Here is a 20,398-nt window from a genome sequence, read left to right as displayed (position 1 = left end):
GATTCGCGGTCGTGTGACCCAGCGTACAACTGAACCGATTCAGACACCGATCACATCGCAGTCGTGCGATCGGGTGTGTAGTGACGTTCAGTGGCTACTATCGCCCCCGTCTCGGACGCCGACGGCCCGTACCGGCGCACCATCGCCAGCGAGCGCGAGCGGATACGCCCGGAGTTCGAACCGCTCGCCGACCGCCTCGAGCCCGGTCAGGTTCTCGAGGATCAGCCGGTCATCACCGAGCAGCGCGTGGTGGGCCGGGACGCCGTCGGGCTCGTCCGCGCCGGCACCCTCGGTCGGCGTCGGATCGGGGTTGAGCGTGTCGACGGCCACGTCCAGTCCCCGGTCGGCACAGGTTTCGGCCGCGGCCGGCGAGAGAGAGGGATGCTCGAGGTAGCGGTCGGTCCCCCAGTGGGCGTCCCAGCCGGTCCAGAACGCGGCGAGGTCGGCGTCGCTGTCGGGCACTCGCGACGCGGGGATCGACTCGCGGGCCTCGAGATCGCGACAGTCGACCCGGACGGCGTCGAAGACGAACCGCTCGAGCGGATAGGAATCGAGCGTTCGGCCGTCGGGCTCGGTGTGGGCGGGCGCGTCGACGTGGGTTCCGGTGTGGCTGCCACACTCGAGACTCGAGACGCGAGCGCCGTCGCCCGCATGGGTCGCGTGGGGGTGGACGGCGACCGGGGGGTCGCCGGGGTAGGTCTGCATCCCCGTTTCGATCGGCTGGGTGAGGTCGATCTGCATGCGGGATAGCTGTCGGCGACGGGGCATAACGCTGTTCGGTCCTCGAGCCGATCGACGGTCGATTTCCAGAACCGGTAACAATTATTATACGGTACCCCGATAACGTGTGGGTATGCGACTCGAAGGCAAGACAGCGCTTATCACGGGTGCGGGCTCAGGTCTCGGGCGGGAAGCAGCGCAGTTGTTCGCCGAGGAGGGCGCGACGATCGTCGCGGCCGACATCGATCACGAGAGCGCCGCAGAGACGGTCGCTCGCGTCGAAGACGCGGGGCAGGACGGTACCGCGCTCGAGTTGGACGTCCGGGACGCCGACGCGGTCCACGCGGCCGTCGACGAGGCGGTCTCGGAGTTCGGCCTCGATATCATGCTGAACAACGCGGGCGTGAGCCACGAGCGCTCGAAGATCGAGGAGATCGACGAAGGTGAGCGCGATCGGGTCATGGACGTCAACGTGAAAGGCGTCTGGAACGGCTGCCATGCCGTGATCCCCCACTTCAAGGAGCAGGGGTCGGGCGCGATCGTCAACACGGCGTCGCTGGCGGGGGTCATCGGTGCGCCTCAACTGGGTGCCTACTCGCTGTCGAAGGGTGCAGTGGTCAACTTCACGCGGACCGTCGCGGCGGAGGTCGGCCCGGCCGGCGTCCGGGCGAACGCGGTCTGTCCGGGCGTCACCGACACGGCGATGCCCCGGCAGAACCGCACCGAGGAGGAGTGGGAAGCGACCAAAGAGGAGATGTCCCGTCACTACCCGCTCAAGCGGCTGGGCGAGCCGGAAGACATCGCCAACGCCATGCTGTTTCTGGCCAGCGACGAGGCCGACTGGATCACCGGGCAGGCGCTGGTCGTCGACGGCGGCTTCTCCTGTACATAGACTTTCGAGGGGAAGCGTTTCGGAACCGGCGACCGAACGGTCGCTATGGCTACTGACGACTCGTACGTGCGGCAGGCGATCGACCTCGCGGAATCGGCGGTCGAGAACGGCAACACCCCCTTCGGTTCCCTGCTCGTCGTCGACGATGAAGTCGTCCGGACCGCGGAAAACACCACCCTAACTGACGACGACGTGTCGGCCCACCCCGAGTTCAAGCTCGCTCGGTGGGCCGCGCGCGAACTCGAGCCGAGCGAACGCGCAGCCTGTACGATGTATACAAGCACCGAGCCGTGTCCGATGTGTGCGAGCGCGATCGTCTATGCGGGGCTGGACCGGGTCGTCTACAGCGTTCCCGTCGACTCGCTTGCCGGGATCCGGGACGACGGCGTGATCGAGATTTCCTGTGACGAAGTCGTCGAGCGAGCCGATGCCGACACCAGCGTCGCGGGACCGGTCCTCGAGGACGAGGGGCTGGCGCTCCACGAGGCCTACTTTTCCGAGTGACCGCGAGCGAACTTCCCTCCCAGTCCAAAACCGACCTCGTCCACCATACCCCGTGGCGTTGGCGCTCGGAGAAATTAAGCGTGCGGCACGGCCTCGTCCCGAAGCACCGCACGATACCGCTTCCCGGCCGCGTCGTCGGCCGCAAGTGCGTCCCGGATCGTCGACGAAATCCACTCCCGGTCACCGTCCGCGCCGTCAGCCAGCCGGCCGTCGAACCCGTCGGTCCGCAGCTCGGCAGGCAGGAACCGCTCGTAGACCGGCAGCCGCTCGCCGAGCGGCACGCCCGCGCTGGCGGCGATCTCCTCGAGTTCCCTGAGCGCGGGCCACGTGTACTCGGGGTTGATGTGGTCGTCGGTGACCGGCGAGACGCCGCCCAGATCGTCGACGCCGCAGTCGATCAACTCCTTTGCGGGGGCGAGGTTCGGGGGGACCTGGACCGAGACCTCCTCGGGCAGGGCGGCACGGGCCATCGCCGTCACCTGCCGCATGGTCGCGAGGTCGGGCGAGCCGCCCGACCAGCGTTCGTTCTCGACGACGGGCTGGACGATCACCTCCTGAATGTGGTCGTAGCGCTCGTGGAGTTCGCGGATCGCGAGCAGGCTCTCCGCGCGGTCGCGCCAGTCCTCGCCGATCCCCACCAGAATCCCGGTCGTGAAGGCCACGTCGAGTTCGCCCGCGTTTTTGAGGGTGCGCAGGCGCTGGCCGGGCACCTTCCGCCGCGGGCCGGCGTGGGCCCCGACCTCGGCGGTCGTCTCGAGCATCACGCCCATGCTGGCGTTGACGTCGGCGACGACTGCCATCTGTTCGCGGGTCTGGTCGCCCGGATTCGCGTGGGGAAGCAGGCCCTCCTCGAGCGCCACTTCACAGGCCTCGCGCAGATAGGTATGAATCGAGTCGTGGCCCCACGCCTCGAGTTGTGCGTGAATCTCGGTGTAGCGGTCGTCGGGATCGTCGCCGAAGGTAAACAGTGCCTCAGTACAGCCGGCGTCGGCCCCCCGCCGACAGATCTCGCGGACCTCCTCGAGCGAGAGCAGTTCGGCCTGCCCCGGCGGGTCGAAGTACGTACAGTAGGTGCAGGTGTACCGGCAGGCGGTCGTCAGCGGCACGAAGACGTTCCGCGAAAAGGTAAGTGCCGGCGGCGCGTCGACGTCGCTCGGGCTGACTTGGAGGAGATCGTCGACGGCCTCCTCCTCGACCGTGACGTCGACGCCGTACTCGCTGGCCCCGGGGAACATTACCTCCGATTGGCGTGGCTCGGCACATAAGGCCTTCACTTCGCGGCAACCGCTGGGCCGTCACTCCGTCGGCCCGCCCTCGCGGACCGCGGCGACCCGGCCGTCGCGACGCTCGAGTTCGAAGCCGAACTCGCGGAGGACGGCCGGTGCGCGGTCGCTCTCGCGGCCGTGGACGAGGACTTCGACGAGGTCGGCGGGCTCGTCGACGTCGGTCCCGAGCCGGAAGGAGTCGACCGTCTCGAGGGTCGCGCCGACCTCGCGGGCGATCCCGCGGTGGTCGAGATAGGAGAGGCCGTGGTAGTCGACGCGGAACGCGGGGTGATCGACGACGAGGGCGTTGGTGCCGCCGCCCCGACCGGGCGCGATCGCGATGTCCGCCGAGGGAGTCAGCAGGGCCTCGAGCGCGTCGGGCGTCGCGAGCGCGAGATCGGCCATGACGACGGCGACGGGCTCGTCACCGGCGTCGGCCGGCAGCCGCGCGTTGACCGCCTCAGTCAGGGGTCGGTCGTCGAGCGTCAGCGACGTCGCCGCGGCGACGTCGCCCGGCGTCTCGAGGGCCGCGAGATCGAGCGGCGCGGTCGAGACGACGGCGGGCTCGTGGCCCGCGCGGACGATCGCGCGAAGCACGTCCGCGAGCATGGCGCGGGCGAACGCCGAGCGCTCGGCCGGCGAGAGAACTGACTCGAGCCGCGTCTTCGGCGTCTCGGCGGCGAACGGAACCACGACGCGCATCTGAATCTAGTTGCGGTAGCCGGGGCGGCCCCAAAAGTACGTCGGAGCGAAGATCGAGGGCGGCCAACGGTGACTGCTGGCTCTCGAGGACTGGCGATCGACTGCCCCCTCCCGGCGAGCGCGGCCGCTCGCCCCGTCGATCGTCGAAAGAACGGCGGCCTAGAACAGCGGCTCGAGTTCGTCCTCGTCGTCCTCGACGAGTTCCTCGAGGTTCTCTTCGCTTTCCTGCTGGATGTCGTCGATGTTGTCCTGTGCCTCGATGGCGACCTGCTGCAGTCGCTTGATCCGGGGGACGTTGGTCACGCCGGAAAGCAGGATGGCAGCGGCCACCTCGGGCTCCTCTCGCGGGAAGTCGCCACCGCGGACTTCCATGCTGCCCGTTTCCTCCTCGAGCCACTTGCGGCCGCGTTCGATGCCTTTCCGATTGAGGTACTCGGAGGGACCGGAGAGGACGAGCAGCGCGCGCTCGGTGCCCTCGATCTCACAGGGAAGCGTGAGTCGGCCGAGCGCGGCCTTGCGGACGAGGCTCGTGATGCGGTTGGTCGTGTTTGCGGCGTCTAAGTCGTCCTCGCTGCCGCCTTCGCCGGTAAAGCGAGAGAGGAGGCCACCGCCCGTGTTCATCTCGACTTCCTCGCTCGCGAAGCCGACGGTCGAGACGCCGCCGCCGGAAAGCGTGTTGATGATCTCCGAGGAGTCGACGACGCTCTCGGCGACCTCCTGTCCGTCGCCGACCTCGCCGGCGCCAAAGAGGATGCCAAAGCGGCGGACGATCTCCTCGTTGATCTGGTCGTAGCCGCCCTCGACGGACTCGCCGGTCTGTCGCCAGGAGTCGTTGTCGAAGACGAGCAGGTTGTCGACCTCGCGAACGAACGTCTGGAAGGATCGTGCCGCGTTGAGCGTGTAGATTCCGCCTTCGTCGGTGCCCGGCAGGACGCCGAGGCCGTAGACCGGGATCGTGTAGATCCGCTGGAGGTGTTTCGCGAGGACCGGCGCGCCACCGCTCCCGGTGCCACCGCCCATCCCGGCGACGATGAGGAAGGCGTCGACCTCGTGGGTCGGGATCGCGTCGATCGCGTTTTGCACCTCGTCGATGTCTTCCTCGGCGACTTCCGCGCCGAGTTCGTTGTCAGCACCCACGCCGTGGCCCTTCACGCGGGCCTGGCCGATGAGTACGCGATTCTCCTGTGGAATATTTTCCAGGCCCATGAGGTCCGCTTTCGCGGAGTTGACAGCGATCGCTGCCCGGACGATTCCGCTTCCCGTCCGATCGTCGTAATCGAGGAACCGATCGACGATTTTGCCACCGGCCTGTCCGAATCCGATCATCGCCAGCTTCATTGTTTATCAGGGGGCTCCGTTGGATTGGTAACAGTGGGATAGAGGATATAAGTCTTGTGCTAATCTGAATTTCTCGATTAATAGAGTATTGCTCGAGAGCGCCGCGTAGAGGCAATGAAGCGCCCAATATCGCGAGTAGTAAATATCTTTTTACCCTCTCCAATAGTGTTTTTTATATTACGTTTCGTGCCTGATCGCCGTTGATCGGAACGGTGACCTCCCGGCTGGCGCTCGATCAGGCAGTTCCCGCCGGCCGCCCTCGGCGACCGGGTCCCGCGAGGCCGAGATACGAGGCGAGCGTCGTCAGGTCGGCCGGATCGCGATCGAACGCGATCACGTCGTTGTCGGTAACGGTGTTGTCGAACGCCAACGAGCGTGCCTGATCCGGGCCGAACGGCAGGAACGGGACCGGGCCGATCGCCGAGAGGCCGACCTTGGCCAGTCCCATCGGGATCGGGACGATCGTGATGTCTTTGCCTTCGGCCGCATAGGCCAACTTGGTCACGTCCGCGAGGGTCAGGACCTCCGGCCCCGCGAGGTCGTAGGTCTCGCCGGCGTGGGCCTCGTCCTCGAGCGCGTCGGCCAGCATCGGGACGAGATCGCCGACCCAGATCGGCTGGAACCGCGTCTTTCCGCCGCCGGGGAGCCCGGTCACGTACGGCGTCGTCAGCGCCTTCGTGAAGTCGACGAATTCGCCGCCGTCCCCGAAGACCACGGAGGGGCGAACGATCGTCCACTCGAGGGCGGACGATCGGACGACCCCCTCGGCCTTGCCTTTCGTGCGGATGTAAGCGGTCGCGCCGTCGGGGTCCGCTCCGAGCGCGCTCAACTGGAGGAACCGGTCGACGTCGCCCGCCTCGGCGGCTCGCACGAGGTTCTCCGTGCCGCCGAGGTGGACCGTCTCGTGGCTCTTCCCACCGCGGGGCTTGAACAGCGGCGAGAGCGCGACGAGGTTGACGACCGCGTCGTGGCCTGCGACGGTGTCGACGATCGAGTCGTAGGCGCTGACGTCGCCTATCGCGACCTCGACGCCGTCTGGCAGGCCGCCGCCGTCGGGCGAGCGCGACAGCGCCGTCACCTCGTGGCCGCGCTCGGCCAGTTCCGCACACAGGTTCGTCCCGATGAAGCCGGTGCCGCCGGCGACGAGGATCTTCATACACGAACGTGCCGGCGCAACGATAAATAGCTAGGCGGCTACGTAGTGAGGTCGTCCGTCTCGACAGATTGTAGTAGCCGTCACGCCCAGATCCGGGCATGCTCGTCACGCTCGAGGGGTTGGACGGCAGCGGCAAGACGACGGTCCGGGAGGCCTTACGCGAGCGCTATCCGGACGCGACGGTCACGCGTGAACCCACTGACGACTCCTGGTACGGCGAGGCCGTCTACCGCTCGATCGCGGACGACGACGCCGACCCCCTGGCGGAACTCTTTCTCTACACCGCCGACCACGCGGCCCACCTCGAGCGGGTGATCCGCCCCGCCCTCGAGGCCGGCGACCTCGTGATCTCCGATCGCTACTCGGACTCCCGTTTTGCCTATCAGGGTGCGACCCTCGCGGACGCTCCGGCCTACGACTTTGCGGACCCGATCGAGTACGTCGTCGATCTCCACCGGCCGTTCTCGATCGAGCCCGATCTGACGATCTATCTGGATCTCGACCCCGAGACCGCCGCCGAGCGGGCGGGGACGACCAACAAGTTCGAACGCACCGCCTACCTCGAGACGGTCCGGGAGAACTACGAGCGCCTGCTCGAGCGCGATCCCGAGCGATTCGTCCGGGTCGACGCGACGCAGTCGCCCGATACGGTTCTCGAGGCCGTCGTCGACGCGCTCGAGGACGCTCGGCAGAGCGACCGCTGACCGGGCCACGACCGCGCCGCGAGTGGATTCGGGCAAAGGCTTTAGTCGTGGCAGAGTGTACCACACCGCCGATGGTCCACGCCTTCATCATGGTGAAGACCGCCGCCGGGAAGTCCGAGCGCCTGCTCGCGGAGATCGGCGATCTCGAGTCGATCACCGACGCCCACATCGTCGCGGGCAACTACGACATCATCGCCGAGGTCGATACGCCGGAGGTCTACGACGTTCTCCAGACCGTCTCCTCGGACCTGCAGGCCCTCGACGGCGTCACCGACACGAAAACGTACATCGCGATGGGGTAGGGTCGCTCGAGCGCCGTTCGTCTCGTGGGCCAGTCACCGGTTCTCGCCGTCCGCACATCGTGCCCTCGAGCCCGCCGGCCGAACGCATGCCATGGTAATCCGGGGCAAGCTTATTGACCGGGGCCGGCGTATCCCCCTGCATGCGGTTCGTGATTATCGGGGCCGGACGGGTTGGGCTGCGCACCGCGCGCGTCCTGCGCGACGAGGACCACGAGGTGACGATGGTCGAGCGCGACGAGCCGACGCGCAGACGCGCCCGTGAGCAAGGGTTCACCGTCGTCGACGGCGACGGCTCCCGCGAGGACGTCCTCGAGGCGGCCGGAATCGCCGACGCCGACGCCCTCGGCGCGCTGACCGGCGATCTGAACGTCAACTTCACCGCCTGCATGATCGGGAACCACCACGGCTGTCGGACGGTGATGCGGATCGACGAGGCCTACCGCGAGGGCATCTACCGGAAGTACGCCGACCAGGTCGACGAGGTGATCTACCCCGAACGACTCGGCGCGATCGGCGCGAAAAACGCCCTGCTGGGCGGGACGATCCGCGCCATCGCGGATGTTGCCCCCCACCTACAGGTGGTCGAACTCACCCTCACCGCCGACGCTCCCGTCAACGGCTACACGATCAGCGAACTGCACCTGCCCGCCGACGCGACCGTCCTCGCGTTCGGCAAGGGCGACGGTCCTCTCGAGATCCCGACCGAAGACCTCTCGCTCGAGGCCGACGACCGGCTTGTCGTCCTCGCGGACTTCGACGTATTGAGCGAGGTCCGCCAGTTGCTGGTGGGTGAGACCGCCGAACGGGCGACCGCCAACGCCGGGACGGGGACGAGTTCGGCCGCGACCGAACTACTCGAGGGCGATACGGACGGAGGTGACAACTGATGGTTACGGCATTCGTCATGATCAAGGCGAACACGGGCGAGGCGGATCGGCTCAGAGACAGCATCGAATCGGTCGCCGGCGTGGAGTCGGCCCACATCGTCGCCGGCGACGTCGACCTCATCGCCAAAGCCAGCGTCGAGACGCCCGCGAAGGTCAAGGAGATCGCCGCCACCCACATCCAGGCCATCGAGGGTATCGAGGACACGCAGACGTACATCGCGATGGATTAGAAACGAAGTTTTGCGCTGCGGGCGCGGCGGAGCCGCGCCCTCGGCAAAAATTCGATTAAAAGCACTCCTCCTTCCGTTCGTTCCTTTCAGTCACTCACATCAGTCGTCGGCCCGCTCGCTCCCTGCGGTCGCTCGCGGTGAGTATGGGTAAGGGCCTGCCCTCCCCCGTTGAGCGGACGCGTAGCGTCCGCGATGCTCGGAAGAGCTTGCTCTTCCGTAGGGTCGCGGGACTCTCGCTGTCGCTCGAGCCCCGCTCCCGGCCGCTAAACTACACTGAACCGTTCCACGAATAGTATCTCGGCGAGTGAGCGGTTCGGAGAACCCGAGCGACGCCGTTCACCGAGCGCTGCGCGCTCGGGCCGACGAGCGACCAAGGCGTGGCGCGAAGCGCCACGGGATGGCGAACGGCGATAGCCGTGAGCCCGGGAGCGAGGAGGCTTTTATACTAAATCTTGCCGAGGGCCGTCTACGGCGGCCCGTGGTTCGAAAGGCGCGTAGTGATTCGGGAAAGTTATTGAGTAGAAGTATCTCTTTAGTGTAGTGACTGGTCGAGAGAAGAAAATCGTGCGACACCTGAGTGAAGAAGATCTGGATCGTCTTCTCGGCGAGGCAGACGATCAGAAGGAATTCGAACGCCTCGTGTTCATCAAACGGCTGTACAAGGGTGCCACGCTGAAGGAAGCCGCCGACGACGTCGGGAAATCTGAGGGCACCGCCACGAACTGGGTTAACCGCTGGAACGAAGGAGGTCTCGGCAAACTCACTCCGAACTTCGGGGGCGGTCGGCCCCCGAAGCTCGACGAAGACCAACAAGACGAACTCATCGATCGACTACGTGAGGGACAACCGTGGAAAAAACAGGAGATTCAGCACCTTCTCGACGAGGAGTTCGACGTCGAATATCATCCACACTACCTCCCAACGTTCCTACACAATCTCGGCCTTTCCTACGCCATTCCTCGGACAAAACGGCCTGATCGACCCGACAACGCCGAAGAGATCCTCGACGAACGCGTTGAGTACGCGTTCGACGAGGATGCTCACGACCAGCCACATAATAAGCGCGAGAGTGACGACGATGACGACGAAGAGAAGTGGCGTACCGATGAGGATATCTGCACTGATGGCGGGACTGTGGTGGGATTTTTCGATGTCTCGCATCCACAACCATGGGACAACTCTCAGCGACTGTATACGGTCGATGAACCACATATCACTCGGCCGCTGGTGAAAATCGATACACCAGCGGCCGGGTTCTATGCGCTCAACGGAGAGAGCGTGCTGTCGTTCCCACCGAACCAGGAGAAAGAACAAATCTGTGGGTGTTTCGAGGAGATCCGCGAGCAGAATCCCGGCAAGCGGATTCTGCTCGTGTTGGATAACTTTTCGTCACACGTCTGCAAGCACACGCGCAAGCGTGCTCATGAACTCGGGATTGATCTGGTGTTCCTTCCGGTTGGTTCCCCGGACCTCAACCCAATCGAACCTGTCTGGAAGAGTCTCAAGTGGGAGTCTTCGCCGTTGATTGTTAACGGCGAAGACGAGTACCGGAGACTCCTTGACGAACTGTTCGACCAACTGACCGAGAAACTGAGTTTCGCTGCATCGTGGATTGACAATCACCTCAGTGGATTTCTCAATAAGATTTGCTAATCACTAAGCGCCTTTCGTCATCAAGCGAAACCTTCGGTTTCGCGGACCTCGCGAATTCTGGCGAGACGTACGTCTCGCTGACCTCGCGGGAGCGAAGCTCCCGCTTAGCTCCGATTCGCTCAGTCACGAGAGAGCTTCGCTCTCTCGAACGACAGAGCAAAATTTAGGTTTACATCGGCATTCCGCCGCTGCCGTCGCCGTCAGCGGCCTGTTGACCCCTGTTCTGGGCGTTCTCGAGCAGCGTCGCCGCTTCGCCGCGGTAGTCGTAGCCTGGAATGATCCCCTGTGCGAAGGTGCCTTCGACGAACTCGATGAGGGCCTTAGCGTCGTCGACGCCCTCGGCGGCGTCCCAGGCAGTATACTCGAGGTGAACTCGAACTTCGTCGGCATCGCGTTCGATGGCCGGCTCCTCGTGGGTACTCGTGTGGGCGACGGTGAAGACGTCCGCGAGCCGTCGCTCGAGCGTTTCGAACCAGCCGTCCTCGACTGGTTCGGCGACGACCTCGCCCGCCACGGCGGCGTCGAGCGTGGGGAGGACAACGGTAATCGAAAACCGGCCGTCGCGTTTCCCCGCCGCGTCGTCGGCCGTGACGGTCGTCTCGAAGACGGTCGTCTCGAGGTCGTAGGCATCCCCGCGGGCCGTAAACGCGTCGTGGGACTCGAGTGCGGTGGCGACGAGATCGGGCAGGTCGGTCATTGGGGAACCAACGAGCGTGGCGGAAAAGGGTGTTACGTTGTTCGATGCGGTGTGGTCGACACGTCGGCGACCGTTTCGAACGAAACCGCATGACAGCGCGGGGATCGTTTCACGCCGGAAGCGCGGCGTTTCGCGCGGAAACGGCCCCTATTACTACAAGGGACTCCCCCATCTGTCGTCGGCATGAGTCTCGATAGACACGCTGCCGATCGCCGTCGCTTCGCTCGCCTTCTCGGAACGGACGGCGACCGCGGCTCCGGCCTGCCGATCGGCGGCGACGATAGCGATGACGGCGACGCGGACGACCCTCCCGAAGCCGACGATACCGATAGTGACGACTCGAGCGCGGATTAGTCGAGTTCGCGCTCGCTGAGGAACGTATCGAGCGCCGTGGCGACTTCTTCGAAGTCCTTGACTGTGAGGCCGTCCGTGGTGGCGAAGACCCCCTCGCTGTCGTTCGTCACGCGGATGAGGAACCCGTTTTCGAAGACCCGGATCGTGTAGTCGTAGCCGCCAAGTTCCGACCCCTCGTAGGCGGTCTGGGTCGTCTTGAAGCCGCGCCACTCGTGGCCGATGAACGTCGAGAGGTCCGCGTCGCGTTCGAGGTCCTCCCGCAGGTAGACCTGCTCGAAGTCGTCACGTGTGAAGTAGGTGACCGACCGGAGGCTGTCGCCGATGGCCGTCCGACAGGTCGCGACGATCTGCTCCGCCGCATCGTCCGTGAGTATCCCGGTTGCCATATCCGACCAGTCGAACGCCGGTCCCTTAACCGCGGGGGCTAGTCACAGCGCAGTGAAAACGCCGGCCGGCCGCGGGCGGCGGTCGATTACGCTTGCTCGATCGCGCGATCGAGGTCCGCGATCACGTCGTCGACGTCCTCGATGCCGACCGAGAGCCGAACGAGGTCGTCGGTGACGCCACTTGCCAGCTTCTCCTCCTCGGTGAGCTGCTGGTGGGTCGTACTCGCGGGGTGGATGATCAGCGTCTTCGCGTCGCCGACGTTTGCGAGCAGGCTCGCGAGGTTGACCTCGTTACAGACCGTTTCGGCGGCGTCGTAGCCGCCCTCGAGTCCGAACGTGATCATGCCGCCGTAGCCGCCCTCGAGGTACTTCTCGGCGTTCTCGTGAGTCTCGTGGCTCTCGAGGCCGGGGTAGTTGACCCACGAGACCTTCTCGTGGTCCTCGAGGTACTCCGCGACGGCCATCGCGTTCTCGCAGTGTTTCTCCATGCGCAGCGGCAGCGACTCGAGTTTCTGCAGGGTGACCCAGGCGTCGAACGGCGACTGCTGGTTACCCAGGTCGCGCAGGCCGCGGGTGCGAGCGGTGAAGGCAAACGCCGCGTCGCCGAACGTCTCGCGGAAGTTGATGCCGTGATAGGCCGGGTTCGGCTCGGTGATCTCGGGGTAGTCGCCGTCCTCCCAGGGGAAGGAGCCACCGTCGACCAAGATCCCGCCGACGGTCGAGCCCGCGCCGTGGATCCACTTGGTCGTGGAGTTCCAGACCAGGTCAGCACCGTGTTCGAGCGGCCGGCAGAGATACGGCGTCGCGAAGGTGTTGTCGACGAACAGCGGCACGTCGTGATCGTGAGCGATATCGGCGATTCGCTCGATATCCGGCGTCACCAGGGCGGGGTTGCCGATCGTCTCGAGGTGGACGAAGGCGGTGTCGTCGTCGATGGCCTCAGCGTAGGCCTCGTAGTCTAAGGTATCGACGAACTTGGTCTCGACGCCGCGTTTCTCGACGGTGTGGGTGAGGTAGGTGTAGGTCCCACCGTACAGCGACGACGAGGAGACGATGTTGTCGCCGACGTCGGCGAGAATGAACGTCGCGAGGTCGAACGCGGCCATCCCCGACGCGGTCGCGAGCGCACCGACGCCCCCCTCGAGCGTCGCGATGCGTTCCTCTAACATCGCGTTCGTCGGGTTCATGATCCGCGAGTAGATGTTTCCGGTTTCCTCAAGGCCGAACAGGGCGGCGGCGTGGTCGGTGTCGTCGAACTCGTAGGAGGTGGTCTGATACAGCGGCGGCGCGCGGGCCCCGGTCGTCGGATCGGGTTCCTGCCCGGCGTGGACGCTATCGGTGGCGAATCGGTTCCCCTCGGAGTCTGAATCGTCGCTCATACCCGCCCCGTCGCAGGCGGCCCAAGTAAAACCACTAGACGTGTGGCTTCGGCTGGGAAGCACTGTGGATCGCAGGGCGGCCGGCCGCGTCAGAGAACGCTGACGACGCCGAGGCTTTCAATGAGCAGCCAGCAGACGAACGCTCCGTACAGCCCCAAGAGCAACCACCCCTCGCGTCTGGTGAGGGCCATCCCGGTTCGGGAAATCGCGAAGAACGCGACCGTCGCCAGGACGAGAAACCCCATCATCGGAACGATGTTGGCGAAGTTGACCGTCAGTGCCCCCTTGACGACGACGCCGACGGGCACGGCCACGAGCAGGTCGAACGTGTTGCTGCCTAGGACGTTCGCCAACGTGACCGTCGGTCGGTCGGCCCGCGCTGCCGCCAGGCTGACGAACGTGTCCGGCAGACTCGAGCCGGCGGCGACGACGGTCATCCCCCAGAGAAAGGAGGGGGTCCCGAAGGCCTCCCCCAGCCCGATCGCCGCTCGGACGAGCGCTTCCACGCCGACGACGATGAACGCCAGCCCGACGACGAACCAGAACCACGTACGCGCGAGCGCGATCGAGCCGTCCGCCTGCTGCTCGGACTCAGCAGCGTCCAAGTACTGCGTGAACAGGTAGAGGCCGTACAGGGCGAGTGGGAACAGGGCGAGCGGCCTCGAGACGGAACCCCCAATTCGGACGCCGGCCTCGTCGACGGGGTTGTAGATGACCGCCAGCGAGAACGTCAACAGCAGGGCGGCGACCGCGAGCATGTAAAACAGCGACTCCTTGTAGACGAGTTCGCGCGTCGTGTCGACCACGCCGCCGGCGACGACGACCGCGAGCCCCGGAATCACGAGGAGGTTAAACACCGCCGAGCCGACGATCGATCCGACTCCGAGTTCGAACTCCCCGTGTACCAGCGTCGCGAGCAACACGCTCGCCAGTTCCGGCGCACTCGAGCCGACCGCGGCGATGACGGCACCCTGGACGACCGCCGGCAGTCCGTACGCGACCGCGAGTTTGTTCGCCGAATCCTCGAGCCAGCTACTGCCTTTCCAGACGATCGCCGTGCCGACGGCGGCAAGTCCCAGCAGCGTCGCGACCGCGAACATGACCGATTGTTCAGACGACCGACTGATAAAACGCTCGACGGCTCGGTCGGGTCCGACGAGCGGGCGTCGCCCGTCAGCGCGTCCGAGCGAGCAGGGTGACCGCGAGGACGGCGAGCGCGAGCAGCGCGGCCCCGCCCGCGAAGCCGGGGATCGACTCCGAGTCGGTCGACGTCGGTTCGCCGTCGGTTCCCGTCTCGTCATCTCCGTCGTTCGCGGCCGCTTCGGTGTTCTCGCCGTCGTCCGATCCGCCCGCCGATTCCGACCCGTTCCCGCCGTCCGCGACGGTGACCGTCCCCGTCTCGAGCGACGGTTCCATCCGGCTGCCGCCGTCGGCATCGAGCCGGGCGTCGGTCACCGCGAGCGCCGCCGTGCCGGGCTCGGTCCCGCTGACCGTGACCGTCGCGAGCGTGACGTCGCTCGCGCCGGGGGTGACCGCGTCGTCGAGATCGACGGCCTCGACGGTCACCGTTTCCCCGTCGTCGCTCACGACGGGGTCGGTCGTCATCCGGTAGTCGTCGGGATAGCTGGCGTTCTCGACTGCCGCCGCGTCGCCAGACAGCTCGAGGCTGAGTTCGAAGCCGGCGAGCCCGTCGGGCGCGTCGGTGAGTACGATGCGGTGGACGGCTGTCCCGTCGGGTTCGACCGTCGCATCGCTGACGACGATACTCCCGGCCGAGACGGACTGGTCGGCGGTCGCCACCGCGGGGGCCGTCCCCCCGTTCGCGGCCGCCGTGACCCCCGCCGCCGGCACGAGCGCCGCCCCCATCGCGAGGACGACGACGAGGGCGACGGCGGGCCGTCGCCACCATCGTTGTCGGGGAGCCGACGCCGCGGTGTCGGCCCGGTCGGATGAACTCGTCGCAACGGTGTCGTCTGCGGCCATCGATTACAGCTCGTCAGACAGCTCGACGACGTCGTCGTAGTCGATGCGGCCGTTGTCGTTGAAGTCGTACGCGTCGACGGTCAGCGACCCGGAGTCGTCCTCAATCTCCTCGAACAGGAGGACGATGTCGTCGTAGTCGAGCCGCCCGTTCCCGTTGACGTCCTCGTAGCGGCCGTCGCCGTCGGGATCGGTCGGAGCGCGTCCGCCCGAGCCGCCGGACCCGCCGCCGACCGGCGGCGGCCCGGTGACTACGACGCCCGTGTGCGGCCGGGACTCGATCGGCGCGCCGTCGTCGTCGTCGAGCGAGTCGACCGTCACCGAGATGTCGGTCGTCCCCATACTCGCGCCCTCGAGTTCGACCGTCGCCACCGACACGTCGGTCGCGCCGGGCTGGATCTCCTCGTCGATATCGGCGAACTGGAACTCGACCGTCGAACCGTCGTCGCTGACGGTCGGGCCGGCGGTGAGTTCGAGCGCGTCGTGGTAGGTCGCGCCCGTGATCTCGGCGACGTCGGTGTGATCGACCGAGACGGACACCGTCCCGCCGGCGAGCCCGTCCGGCACCGCGGACAGGGTCAGCTCGGCCGCGGCGGTCGCGTCCTGTCGCACCGCGACGGAGTCGATGTAGACCGAGGTCGGCGGCTCGTAGACCCACAGCGCGTCGTTGGGGTACGACCGGCCGAAGCTGCCCTTGTCCTCACAGAGGAGGACGCGGCCGTCGTCGAGTACCATGACGTTGTCCACGTTGATCGGCGCAGCGTCGACGATCGACTCGCGGTCGGTCGCGTCGGGGCCGACGACCGCCGGCTCGAGCGTCGAGACGTCGTAGTCTTCCTCGAGTTCGGCCCGGTAGACGACGCCGCCGTCGACCCGGTCCATCCGCAGATCGCCCCGATCGTCGCTCATGGTGCCGTTCAGTTCCGCGAGACCGAAGTAGACGAAATCGCCCGGCTCGGCGTCGTCGAGCGAGTCGATCCCTTCGGCCTTGGTGAACTCGATGCTGGCTCCGATCTCCTTCGCGGCGGCGCGGGTCTCGAGGAACGGGACCCGACGAAGTTTCTCGTCGACGCCGCCGGGGCCGTACGCCTCGTACTGGCGGGCCCACTCGGCGATTTCCTCGTCGGTGATGTAGTCCTGATTGCCGTTGATCGCGACCTCCTCGTCGGCCGCCGCCAGCGCCGCCTCGAGGTCACTCTCCCAGTCGACGTCCGCGTGGGTCTCGAGGTAGTCGACCTGCGTGATGTCGTCGTAGTCGGCGATCCAGGACGCGACCTCGGCGTTGCTCGCGGTGCCGAGTTCGACCCACTCGATCTCGAGGTCGACCTCGGCCGGCGGGTTGTTCTTCGCGGCCTCGTCGTTCGTGACGCGGGCGGCGAACAGCGTGCCGCGGACGTCCATCCGGTCGTCGTAGCTGGGGATCGGTTCCTCGGCGACGAACTTGTAGAGCCCCTTGCTCGCGCCGTCGGAGGCGAGGTAGACGGTCCGTTCGTCGGGCATGAACTCGGGACACTCGAAGGCGGCCCGGCCCATGACGTAGTGTTTGACCGGCGTCGGCTCCGCGGCCGTCGGCTCGGTGACCTCGACGATGTGACCGTATCGGTAGCGGTTGGGGTACCCCTCGCCGATCGGCTCGGTCGTGTTGGTGTCGCCGTCCTGATCGACCGGCTCGGCCCCGAGGTAGTAGGCCTGCATCTCGACGCCGCCCAGCGCCCAGGTCCCTTGCGGGTACCAGCTCTCTTCGAACAGGTCGCCGTCGTCGCCGAGTACGCCCGCGATCTCGGTCGGATTCGGCCGGTTCCAGAACGCCGCCGCGCCCCGGATCCCCACGCCGCTTTCGGCCTCGACCACGTCGCCGACCGTCGCCGACCCGGAGACGCGCGTGTGGCTGTAGTCCTCTTCGGACGACATCGGCGTCCCCCACGGACTCAGGTCGCCGTAACAGTTGATCCGCGTGCCGCCGATCTCACGGAACGCCTCGCGGTTCTCGAGTTCCATCGCGTTCGCCGCGTCGGCGCTCCAGCCGTCCTCGCCGCGGCTGATCGGCGTCCGCGTGATACAACCGGGGACTCGTCTCGTTGTTCGTAAAGAGGTATCCCTCGAGCCCCGCGTCGTCGGTCGGGACGAAGAAGTTCATGTCGGGGTTGTAGCCGACGTCGCCGTACCGACTCCCGACGAACTCGGTGACGTCGGTGCCGTCGGTCGTCTGGGGGTGTCCCCAGCGTTCCGTCCCGCCGTTGATCGTCTCGCCTTCACGGATGAGGATGTCGTACTCGCCGCCAGCCACCTGAACCTGCTCCTGTGCCGCTGCCGACCGCGGGGCCTCGAGTTCGTCGAACTCGTCGTTGCGGCCGTTGAACTCGAACTGATGGCCGGCGAGGACGCCGACTGCTGCCGTGTCGTAGGGAGCGGGGTTTTCGCGGCTCGGATGCTGGAGGCTGAACAGCACCTCGCCGTTCTCGAAGACGAACGGGCCAGTGACCTCGGCCCCGCGGGCCGTGGTCGCGAGTCGGTCGATGTCCCCCCGAATCGTCGGCGCACCCGGTGTGTCCGTATCGTCCGCGCTCACGGTCCCGATCGCACCGATACCGAGCGCCGCCGCCGCGGACGACGCCATCAGTTTCCGCCTGGTGAATTCGACCATGCGTGTGGGGAGAGGCGCCCGACATATGGTTAGATTTTATAATAGTATTCTTTACCTGAATTATTTTGGCGAAGGAATACGATGCCGGTCAGAGGGAAACGAACGGAAACCGACCGCTCTGTACGGCTATTGAGACGGCGACCGACCGCAGTACTCCCCCGTGCTGGAGACGGATCGAAAAGAGCGCGACTCTCGTAGCCACTGACAGTCACTGCATACCTGATCGCACGACAGCGGTGCGATCAGTGTGTCAATCGTTTCAGCGACGACTATACCGAGACGCTGCGGACGAGCGCCCTACTCGAGGCCGTGGGCGTCGGCCCGCGAGCGGATCTCGTCGGCGCGGTCGCGGACCCACGAGCAGTAGCGCTCGATCTCCTCGGGGGTCGTCCCGTAGAATGAGGCAACCCAGTTGACGTCGGCCCACGGACAGGTCACGAGGTAGGCGGCGAGGGTGTCCTTGCCGGCCTGGACGACCTCCGGCGGGACGCCGCGGGTACCGGTGTCTTCCTCGACGAAGCCGTTGACGTCGAAGTAGACGTCGGCGTAGCGGCGGGCCGTCTCGAGGTCGTCGAAGTCGATGGCGGTGTGGTTCGGTGCGACGAACTCGTACCGCGGATCGCCGTCGGCCGACTCGGTTTCGACGATCCGGACGCCGAGGACGTACTCGTCGACGATCGACTCCGCCTGGGTGGTGGCTGACTGGGTCATGGCGTTCGGCTGCACGCAGGCGTGTCGGCCCATTGAACCTTCGTATGTGACGTATATAGCGCTCGGGACCGCTCCGTTCGGCTCCGGTCGGTTCGAGACGCGACTCACTGCGATCGGTCCGCGTTCGCCCGGCGGTCCGCAGCCGCCGATCGGTCGGCGCGTGTCCCATCGGCCGACTGCGCCGCTGACGGGTCGACGACGCCGGGGAGCCGAACCGTGACGCGCGTTCCGCCCTCGTCGGTTTCGAACGCGAGATCGCCGCCGACGGCCGTGACCGCCCACGAGGCGATCCACAGCCCGAGTCCGCTGCCGTGTTCTAGCGGCGTCTCCTCGCCGCGCTCGAGGACGGCGAGTTCGTGGTTCGGAATTCCCGGGCCGTCGTCGCGGACGGTGAAGACGGCGGTCCGGTCCGACTCGACGCCCTCGAACGCGACTGTGACGTGGGGATCCTCGTCGTCGTGGACGAGCCCGTTCTCGACGAGGTTCGAGACGGCGAGTTCGAACAGGTCCCGATTCGTTCGCAGCGTGAGGTCGGACGGCACGGTCACCGCGACGCGGCCCCCGGTCTCGCCCTCGAGGTCGGCCGCGACCGCGTCGAGGGCGTTCCGGGCCGAAAACGTCCCTGCGGCGGACGTCGCCTCCACCGCTCGTTCGAAGGCCCGGACCTTCTCGGTCATCCCGATCACGCCGTCGACGTCGGCGGCGGCCGTCTCGAGGCTCGCCCGGACGTCCTCGTCGTCGGTTCGATCGGCGGCGAGGCCGACGTATCCCCGGACGGCGGTCAGATCGTTCCGGAGGTTGTGACGCAACACGCGGTTGAGGATCTCGAGGCGCTGTTCGCGCCGCCGCTGGTCGGAGATGTCCTGGAGGATGACGGTGTGGCCGACGACCCGTCCAGAGTCGTTTCGGAGCCGCGAGGTCGAGACGGCGAATTCGCGGCGTTCGCCGCCGTCGGAACGGGTGATGACGCGGCCGTCCGCATCGTCGATCCGCAGGTCGGTCACGGCTGCGAGGGGGTCGCCGAGGACGGTCGGTTTCGCGACGCCGAACAGGGAGGCGGCCGCGGGGTTGCAGTCGACGATCCGCTCGTCGGTGTCGACGGCCAGGAAGGGGTTCTCGAGATCCTCGATGGCGGACCGGTCGGCCGTCCGGCGGACGGAAGGGCTGTAGGTGAACAGATCGCCGCCGACGAAGGCGTAGGCGTCGAGGGCGACGTGGGGGAGAAACAGCACTGCCGAGAGGTTGAGCTGCGGGACCGGGCCGAGTTCGAACAGCCAGACCAGGAGGGCGACGCCCGGCGGCAGCGTACTGAGTCCGACCGCGAGCGCTTCCGTCCGGTAGAGCGGGCCGTAGCTGACGACCGTATCGAACAGCAACAGCGTCCCGGAGGCCGCGAAGACGGTCGCGGTCATGATCGCGAAAAAGGCCCACGCGTTGGGCTCGTAGGCGACCGTCGCCGCGCCGAAGACCGGCTCGAGCCGGAATTCCGTCCAGACGAGTTCGTGGAGCGGGTTCGTGACGACCAGCCCCGTAGTCACCACCGGCACGAGAACGAGCAGGCCGAACCACGGGGTTCTGACGACAGCCCCGCGGCCGGTGTACGTGAGACCGAAGGCCAGAAACGGGACCCCGGTCCAGACGATGCCAGTCCAGGTCAGGGCCTCGAGCGCCAAGCGAAGCGTCGGGTCGAACACGAGCAACCCGAATCCGTAGGCGAAACACCACACCGCCTGCGCGACGAGCGTCAGCAGCAACCAGTGGGCACTCGGGGTCCCGCGATGCTCGCGGAGACACCAGAGCAACAGCACGGTGCCGACGCCGGATAGCAGGGAGCCGGCCGCCGGCCACGGGATCGGAAGCACGCTACTCGAGGGTACGAACACAGCGACTTCGG

Annotated in this window: 20 protein-coding genes and 1 pseudogene; 8 read left to right on the top strand and 13 right to left on the bottom strand. The window is 66.5% G+C overall.

Annotated features, from left to right (window positions below):
• Nucleotides 1-87: 87 nt before the first annotated feature.
• Nucleotides 88-741, bottom strand: coding sequence for a cyclase family protein (locus NATPE_RS14785; RefSeq protein WP_006181326.1), 654 nt, complete (start codon nt 739-741; stop codon nt 88-90).
• Nucleotides 742-853: 112 nt separating this feature from the next.
• Between NATPE_RS14785 and NATPE_RS14780 the strand changes: the two genes are divergently transcribed.
• Entirely contained in the window at nt 854-1,612 is a 759-nt protein-coding gene (locus tag NATPE_RS14780) for an SDR family NAD(P)-dependent oxidoreductase (RefSeq protein WP_006181325.1), read from the top strand.
• A gap of 45 nt (nt 1,613-1,657) precedes the next feature.
• The gene (locus NATPE_RS14775; RefSeq protein WP_006181324.1) at nt 1,658-2,116 is read left to right on the top strand and encodes a nucleoside deaminase; all 459 of its coding nucleotides are present in this window, start codon (nt 1,658-1,660) and stop codon (nt 2,114-2,116) included.
• 74 nt (nt 2,117-2,190) lie between these two features.
• Here NATPE_RS14775 and cofG read toward each other — a convergent pair whose 3' ends face one another.
• The 4 genes from cofG to NATPE_RS14755 all read right to left on the bottom strand — a co-directional run bounded on the left by cofG (nt 2,191) and on the right by NATPE_RS14755 (nt 6,577).
• Complete coding sequence (cofG, locus tag NATPE_RS14770; RefSeq protein ID WP_006181323.1) at nt 2,191-3,351, bottom strand: 7,8-didemethyl-8-hydroxy-5-deazariboflavin synthase subunit CofG; 1,161 nt, start codon at nt 3,349-3,351, stop codon at nt 2,191-2,193.
• Nucleotides 3,352-3,411: 60 nt separating this feature from the next.
• Complete coding sequence (gene cofC / locus NATPE_RS14765) at nt 3,412-4,083, bottom strand: 2-phospho-L-lactate guanylyltransferase (RefSeq protein ID WP_006181322.1); 672 nt, start codon at nt 4,081-4,083, stop codon at nt 3,412-3,414.
• A gap of 159 nt (nt 4,084-4,242) precedes the next feature.
• Complete coding sequence (locus tag NATPE_RS14760; RefSeq protein WP_006181321.1) at nt 4,243-5,421, bottom strand: tubulin/FtsZ family protein; 1,179 nt, start codon at nt 5,419-5,421, stop codon at nt 4,243-4,245.
• Nucleotides 5,422-5,656: 235 nt separating this feature from the next.
• The gene (locus NATPE_RS14755; RefSeq protein ID WP_006181320.1) at nt 5,657-6,577 is read right to left on the bottom strand and encodes a complex I NDUFA9 subunit family protein; all 921 of its coding nucleotides are present in this window, start codon (nt 6,575-6,577) and stop codon (nt 5,657-5,659) included.
• A 98-nt stretch (nt 6,578-6,675) separates the two neighbouring features.
• On the opposite strand from NATPE_RS14755, the gene tmk reads away from it, so the two are divergent.
• From tmk to NATPE_RS14730, 5 genes are all read left to right on the top strand, one after another.
• Nucleotides 6,676-7,281 (top strand): dTMP kinase, encoded by a 606-nt coding sequence (tmk, locus tag NATPE_RS14750; protein WP_006181319.1) that lies wholly within the window; start codon nt 6,676-6,678, stop codon nt 7,279-7,281.
• 71 nt (nt 7,282-7,352) lie between these two features.
• The gene (locus NATPE_RS14745; protein WP_006181318.1) at nt 7,353-7,583 is read left to right on the top strand and encodes an Lrp/AsnC family transcriptional regulator; all 231 of its coding nucleotides are present in this window, start codon (nt 7,353-7,355) and stop codon (nt 7,581-7,583) included.
• Between the two features lie 140 nt (nt 7,584-7,723).
• Complete coding sequence (locus NATPE_RS14740; protein WP_006181317.1) at nt 7,724-8,470, top strand: potassium channel family protein; 747 nt, start codon at nt 7,724-7,726, stop codon at nt 8,468-8,470.
• Nucleotides 8,470-8,700: an Lrp/AsnC family transcriptional regulator gene (locus tag NATPE_RS14735; protein ID WP_006181316.1), complete on the top strand. Its 231-nt coding sequence runs from the start codon at nt 8,470-8,472 to the stop codon at nt 8,698-8,700. Before NATPE_RS14740 ends, NATPE_RS14735 begins: the two co-directional genes overlap by 1 nt.
• Before the next feature lie 540 nt (nt 8,701-9,240).
• Nucleotides 9,241-10,353 (top strand): IS630-like element ISNpe13 family transposase, encoded by a 1,113-nt coding sequence (locus tag NATPE_RS14730; protein ID WP_015298696.1) that lies wholly within the window; start codon nt 9,241-9,243, stop codon nt 10,351-10,353.
• Nucleotides 10,354-10,522: 169 nt separating this feature from the next.
• Here the strand turns inward: NATPE_RS14730 and NATPE_RS14725 are convergent, their stop codons facing one another.
• Nucleotides 10,523-11,050 carry a DUF5813 family protein gene (locus NATPE_RS14725; RefSeq protein WP_006181315.1) on the bottom strand — a complete coding sequence of 176 codons (528 nt, stop codon included), beginning with the start codon at nt 11,048-11,050 and terminating at the stop codon, nt 10,523-10,525.
• A gap of 183 nt (nt 11,051-11,233) precedes the next feature.
• Between NATPE_RS14725 and NATPE_RS22760 the strand changes: the two genes are divergently transcribed.
• A complete protein-coding gene (locus tag NATPE_RS22760; RefSeq protein WP_006181314.1) occupies nt 11,234-11,404 on the top strand; it encodes a hypothetical protein in 171 nt (56 codons plus the stop codon).
• Here the strand turns inward: NATPE_RS22760 and NATPE_RS14720 are convergent.
• The 7 genes and pseudogenes from NATPE_RS14720 to NATPE_RS14690 all read right to left on the bottom strand — a co-directional run bounded on the left by NATPE_RS14720 (nt 11,401) and on the right by NATPE_RS14690 (nt 20,387).
• Complete coding sequence (locus tag NATPE_RS14720) at nt 11,401-11,790, bottom strand: DUF7522 family protein (protein ID WP_006181313.1); 390 nt, start codon at nt 11,788-11,790, stop codon at nt 11,401-11,403. The genes NATPE_RS22760 and NATPE_RS14720 overlap by 4 nt on opposite strands.
• Before the next feature lie 86 nt (nt 11,791-11,876).
• Entirely contained in the window at nt 11,877-13,169 is a 1,293-nt protein-coding gene (locus tag NATPE_RS14715; RefSeq protein ID WP_006181312.1) for an O-acetylhomoserine aminocarboxypropyltransferase/cysteine synthase family protein, read from the bottom strand.
• 89 nt (nt 13,170-13,258) lie between these two features.
• Nucleotides 13,259-14,269, bottom strand: coding sequence for a sodium:calcium antiporter (locus tag NATPE_RS14710; protein ID WP_006181311.1), 1,011 nt, complete (start codon nt 14,267-14,269; stop codon nt 13,259-13,261).
• 73 nt (nt 14,270-14,342) lie between these two features.
• The gene (locus NATPE_RS14705; RefSeq protein WP_006181310.1) at nt 14,343-15,152 is read right to left on the bottom strand and encodes a hypothetical protein; all 810 of its coding nucleotides are present in this window, start codon (nt 15,150-15,152) and stop codon (nt 14,343-14,345) included.
• Nucleotides 15,153-15,155: 3 nt separating this feature from the next.
• Nucleotides 15,156-17,793, bottom strand: a pseudogene (locus NATPE_RS14700) (alkaline phosphatase PhoX).
• Between the two features lie 297 nt (nt 17,794-18,090).
• A complete protein-coding gene (locus NATPE_RS14695; protein ID WP_006181309.1) occupies nt 18,091-18,504 on the bottom strand; it encodes a hypothetical protein in 414 nt (137 codons plus the stop codon).
• Between the two features lie 104 nt (nt 18,505-18,608).
• Nucleotides 18,609-20,387, bottom strand: coding sequence for a histidine kinase N-terminal 7TM domain-containing protein (locus tag NATPE_RS14690; protein WP_241432749.1), 1,779 nt, complete (start codon nt 20,385-20,387; stop codon nt 18,609-18,611).
• Between the last annotated feature and the right edge of the window lie 11 nt (nt 20,388-20,398).

Source organism: Natrinema pellirubrum DSM 15624, assembly GCF_000230735.2.
GTDB lineage: Archaea > Halobacteriota > Halobacteria > Halobacteriales > Natrialbaceae > Natrinema > Natrinema pellirubrum.
This window is presented reverse-complemented; position numbering and strand designations above follow the sequence as displayed.

What these genes read in the sequence shown, in the direction of transcription:
- NATPE_RS14745 (WP_006181318.1), top strand. Translation starts at nt 7,353, where the DNA reads ATGGTCCACGCCTTCATCATGGTGAAGACCGCCGCCGGGAAGTCCGAG.
- NATPE_RS14740 (WP_006181317.1), top strand. Translation starts at nt 7,724, where the DNA reads ATGCGGTTCGTGATTATCGGGGCCGGACGGGTTGGGCTGCGCACCGCG.
- NATPE_RS14755 (WP_006181320.1), bottom strand. Translation starts at nt 6,577, where the DNA reads ATGAAGATCCTCGTCGCCGGCGGCACCGGCTTCATCGGGACGAACCTG.
- NATPE_RS14760 (WP_006181321.1), bottom strand. Translation starts at nt 5,421, where the DNA reads ATGAAGCTGGCGATGATCGGATTCGGACAGGCCGGTGGCAAAATCGTC.
- NATPE_RS14710 (WP_006181311.1), bottom strand. Translation starts at nt 14,269, where the DNA reads ATGTTCGCGGTCGCGACGCTGCTGGGACTTGCCGCCGTCGGCACGGCG.
- NATPE_RS14705 (WP_006181310.1), bottom strand. Translation starts at nt 15,152, where the DNA reads ATGGCCGCAGACGACACCGTTGCGACGAGTTCATCCGACCGGGCCGAC.
- cofC (WP_006181322.1), bottom strand. Translation starts at nt 4,083, where the DNA reads ATGCGCGTCGTGGTTCCGTTCGCCGCCGAGACGCCGAAGACGCGGCTC.
- NATPE_RS14735 (WP_006181316.1), top strand. Translation starts at nt 8,470, where the DNA reads ATGGTTACGGCATTCGTCATGATCAAGGCGAACACGGGCGAGGCGGAT.
- NATPE_RS14785 (WP_006181326.1), bottom strand. Translation starts at nt 741, where the DNA reads ATGCAGATCGACCTCACCCAGCCGATCGAAACGGGGATGCAGACCTAC.
- NATPE_RS14780 (WP_006181325.1), top strand. Translation starts at nt 854, where the DNA reads ATGCGACTCGAAGGCAAGACAGCGCTTATCACGGGTGCGGGCTCAGGT.
- NATPE_RS14695 (WP_006181309.1), bottom strand. Translation starts at nt 18,504, where the DNA reads ATGACCCAGTCAGCCACCACCCAGGCGGAGTCGATCGTCGACGAGTAC.
- cofG (WP_006181323.1), bottom strand. Translation starts at nt 3,351, where the DNA reads ATGTTCCCCGGGGCCAGCGAGTACGGCGTCGACGTCACGGTCGAGGAG.
- NATPE_RS14725 (WP_006181315.1), bottom strand. Translation starts at nt 11,050, where the DNA reads ATGACCGACCTGCCCGATCTCGTCGCCACCGCACTCGAGTCCCACGAC.
- NATPE_RS14715 (WP_006181312.1), bottom strand. Translation starts at nt 13,169, where the DNA reads ATGAGCGACGATTCAGACTCCGAGGGGAACCGATTCGCCACCGATAGC.
- tmk (WP_006181319.1), top strand. Translation starts at nt 6,676, where the DNA reads ATGCTCGTCACGCTCGAGGGGTTGGACGGCAGCGGCAAGACGACGGTC.
- NATPE_RS14720 (WP_006181313.1), bottom strand. Translation starts at nt 11,790, where the DNA reads ATGGCAACCGGGATACTCACGGACGATGCGGCGGAGCAGATCGTCGCG.
- NATPE_RS22760 (WP_006181314.1), top strand. Translation starts at nt 11,234, where the DNA reads ATGAGTCTCGATAGACACGCTGCCGATCGCCGTCGCTTCGCTCGCCTT.
- NATPE_RS14775 (WP_006181324.1), top strand. Translation starts at nt 1,658, where the DNA reads ATGGCTACTGACGACTCGTACGTGCGGCAGGCGATCGACCTCGCGGAA.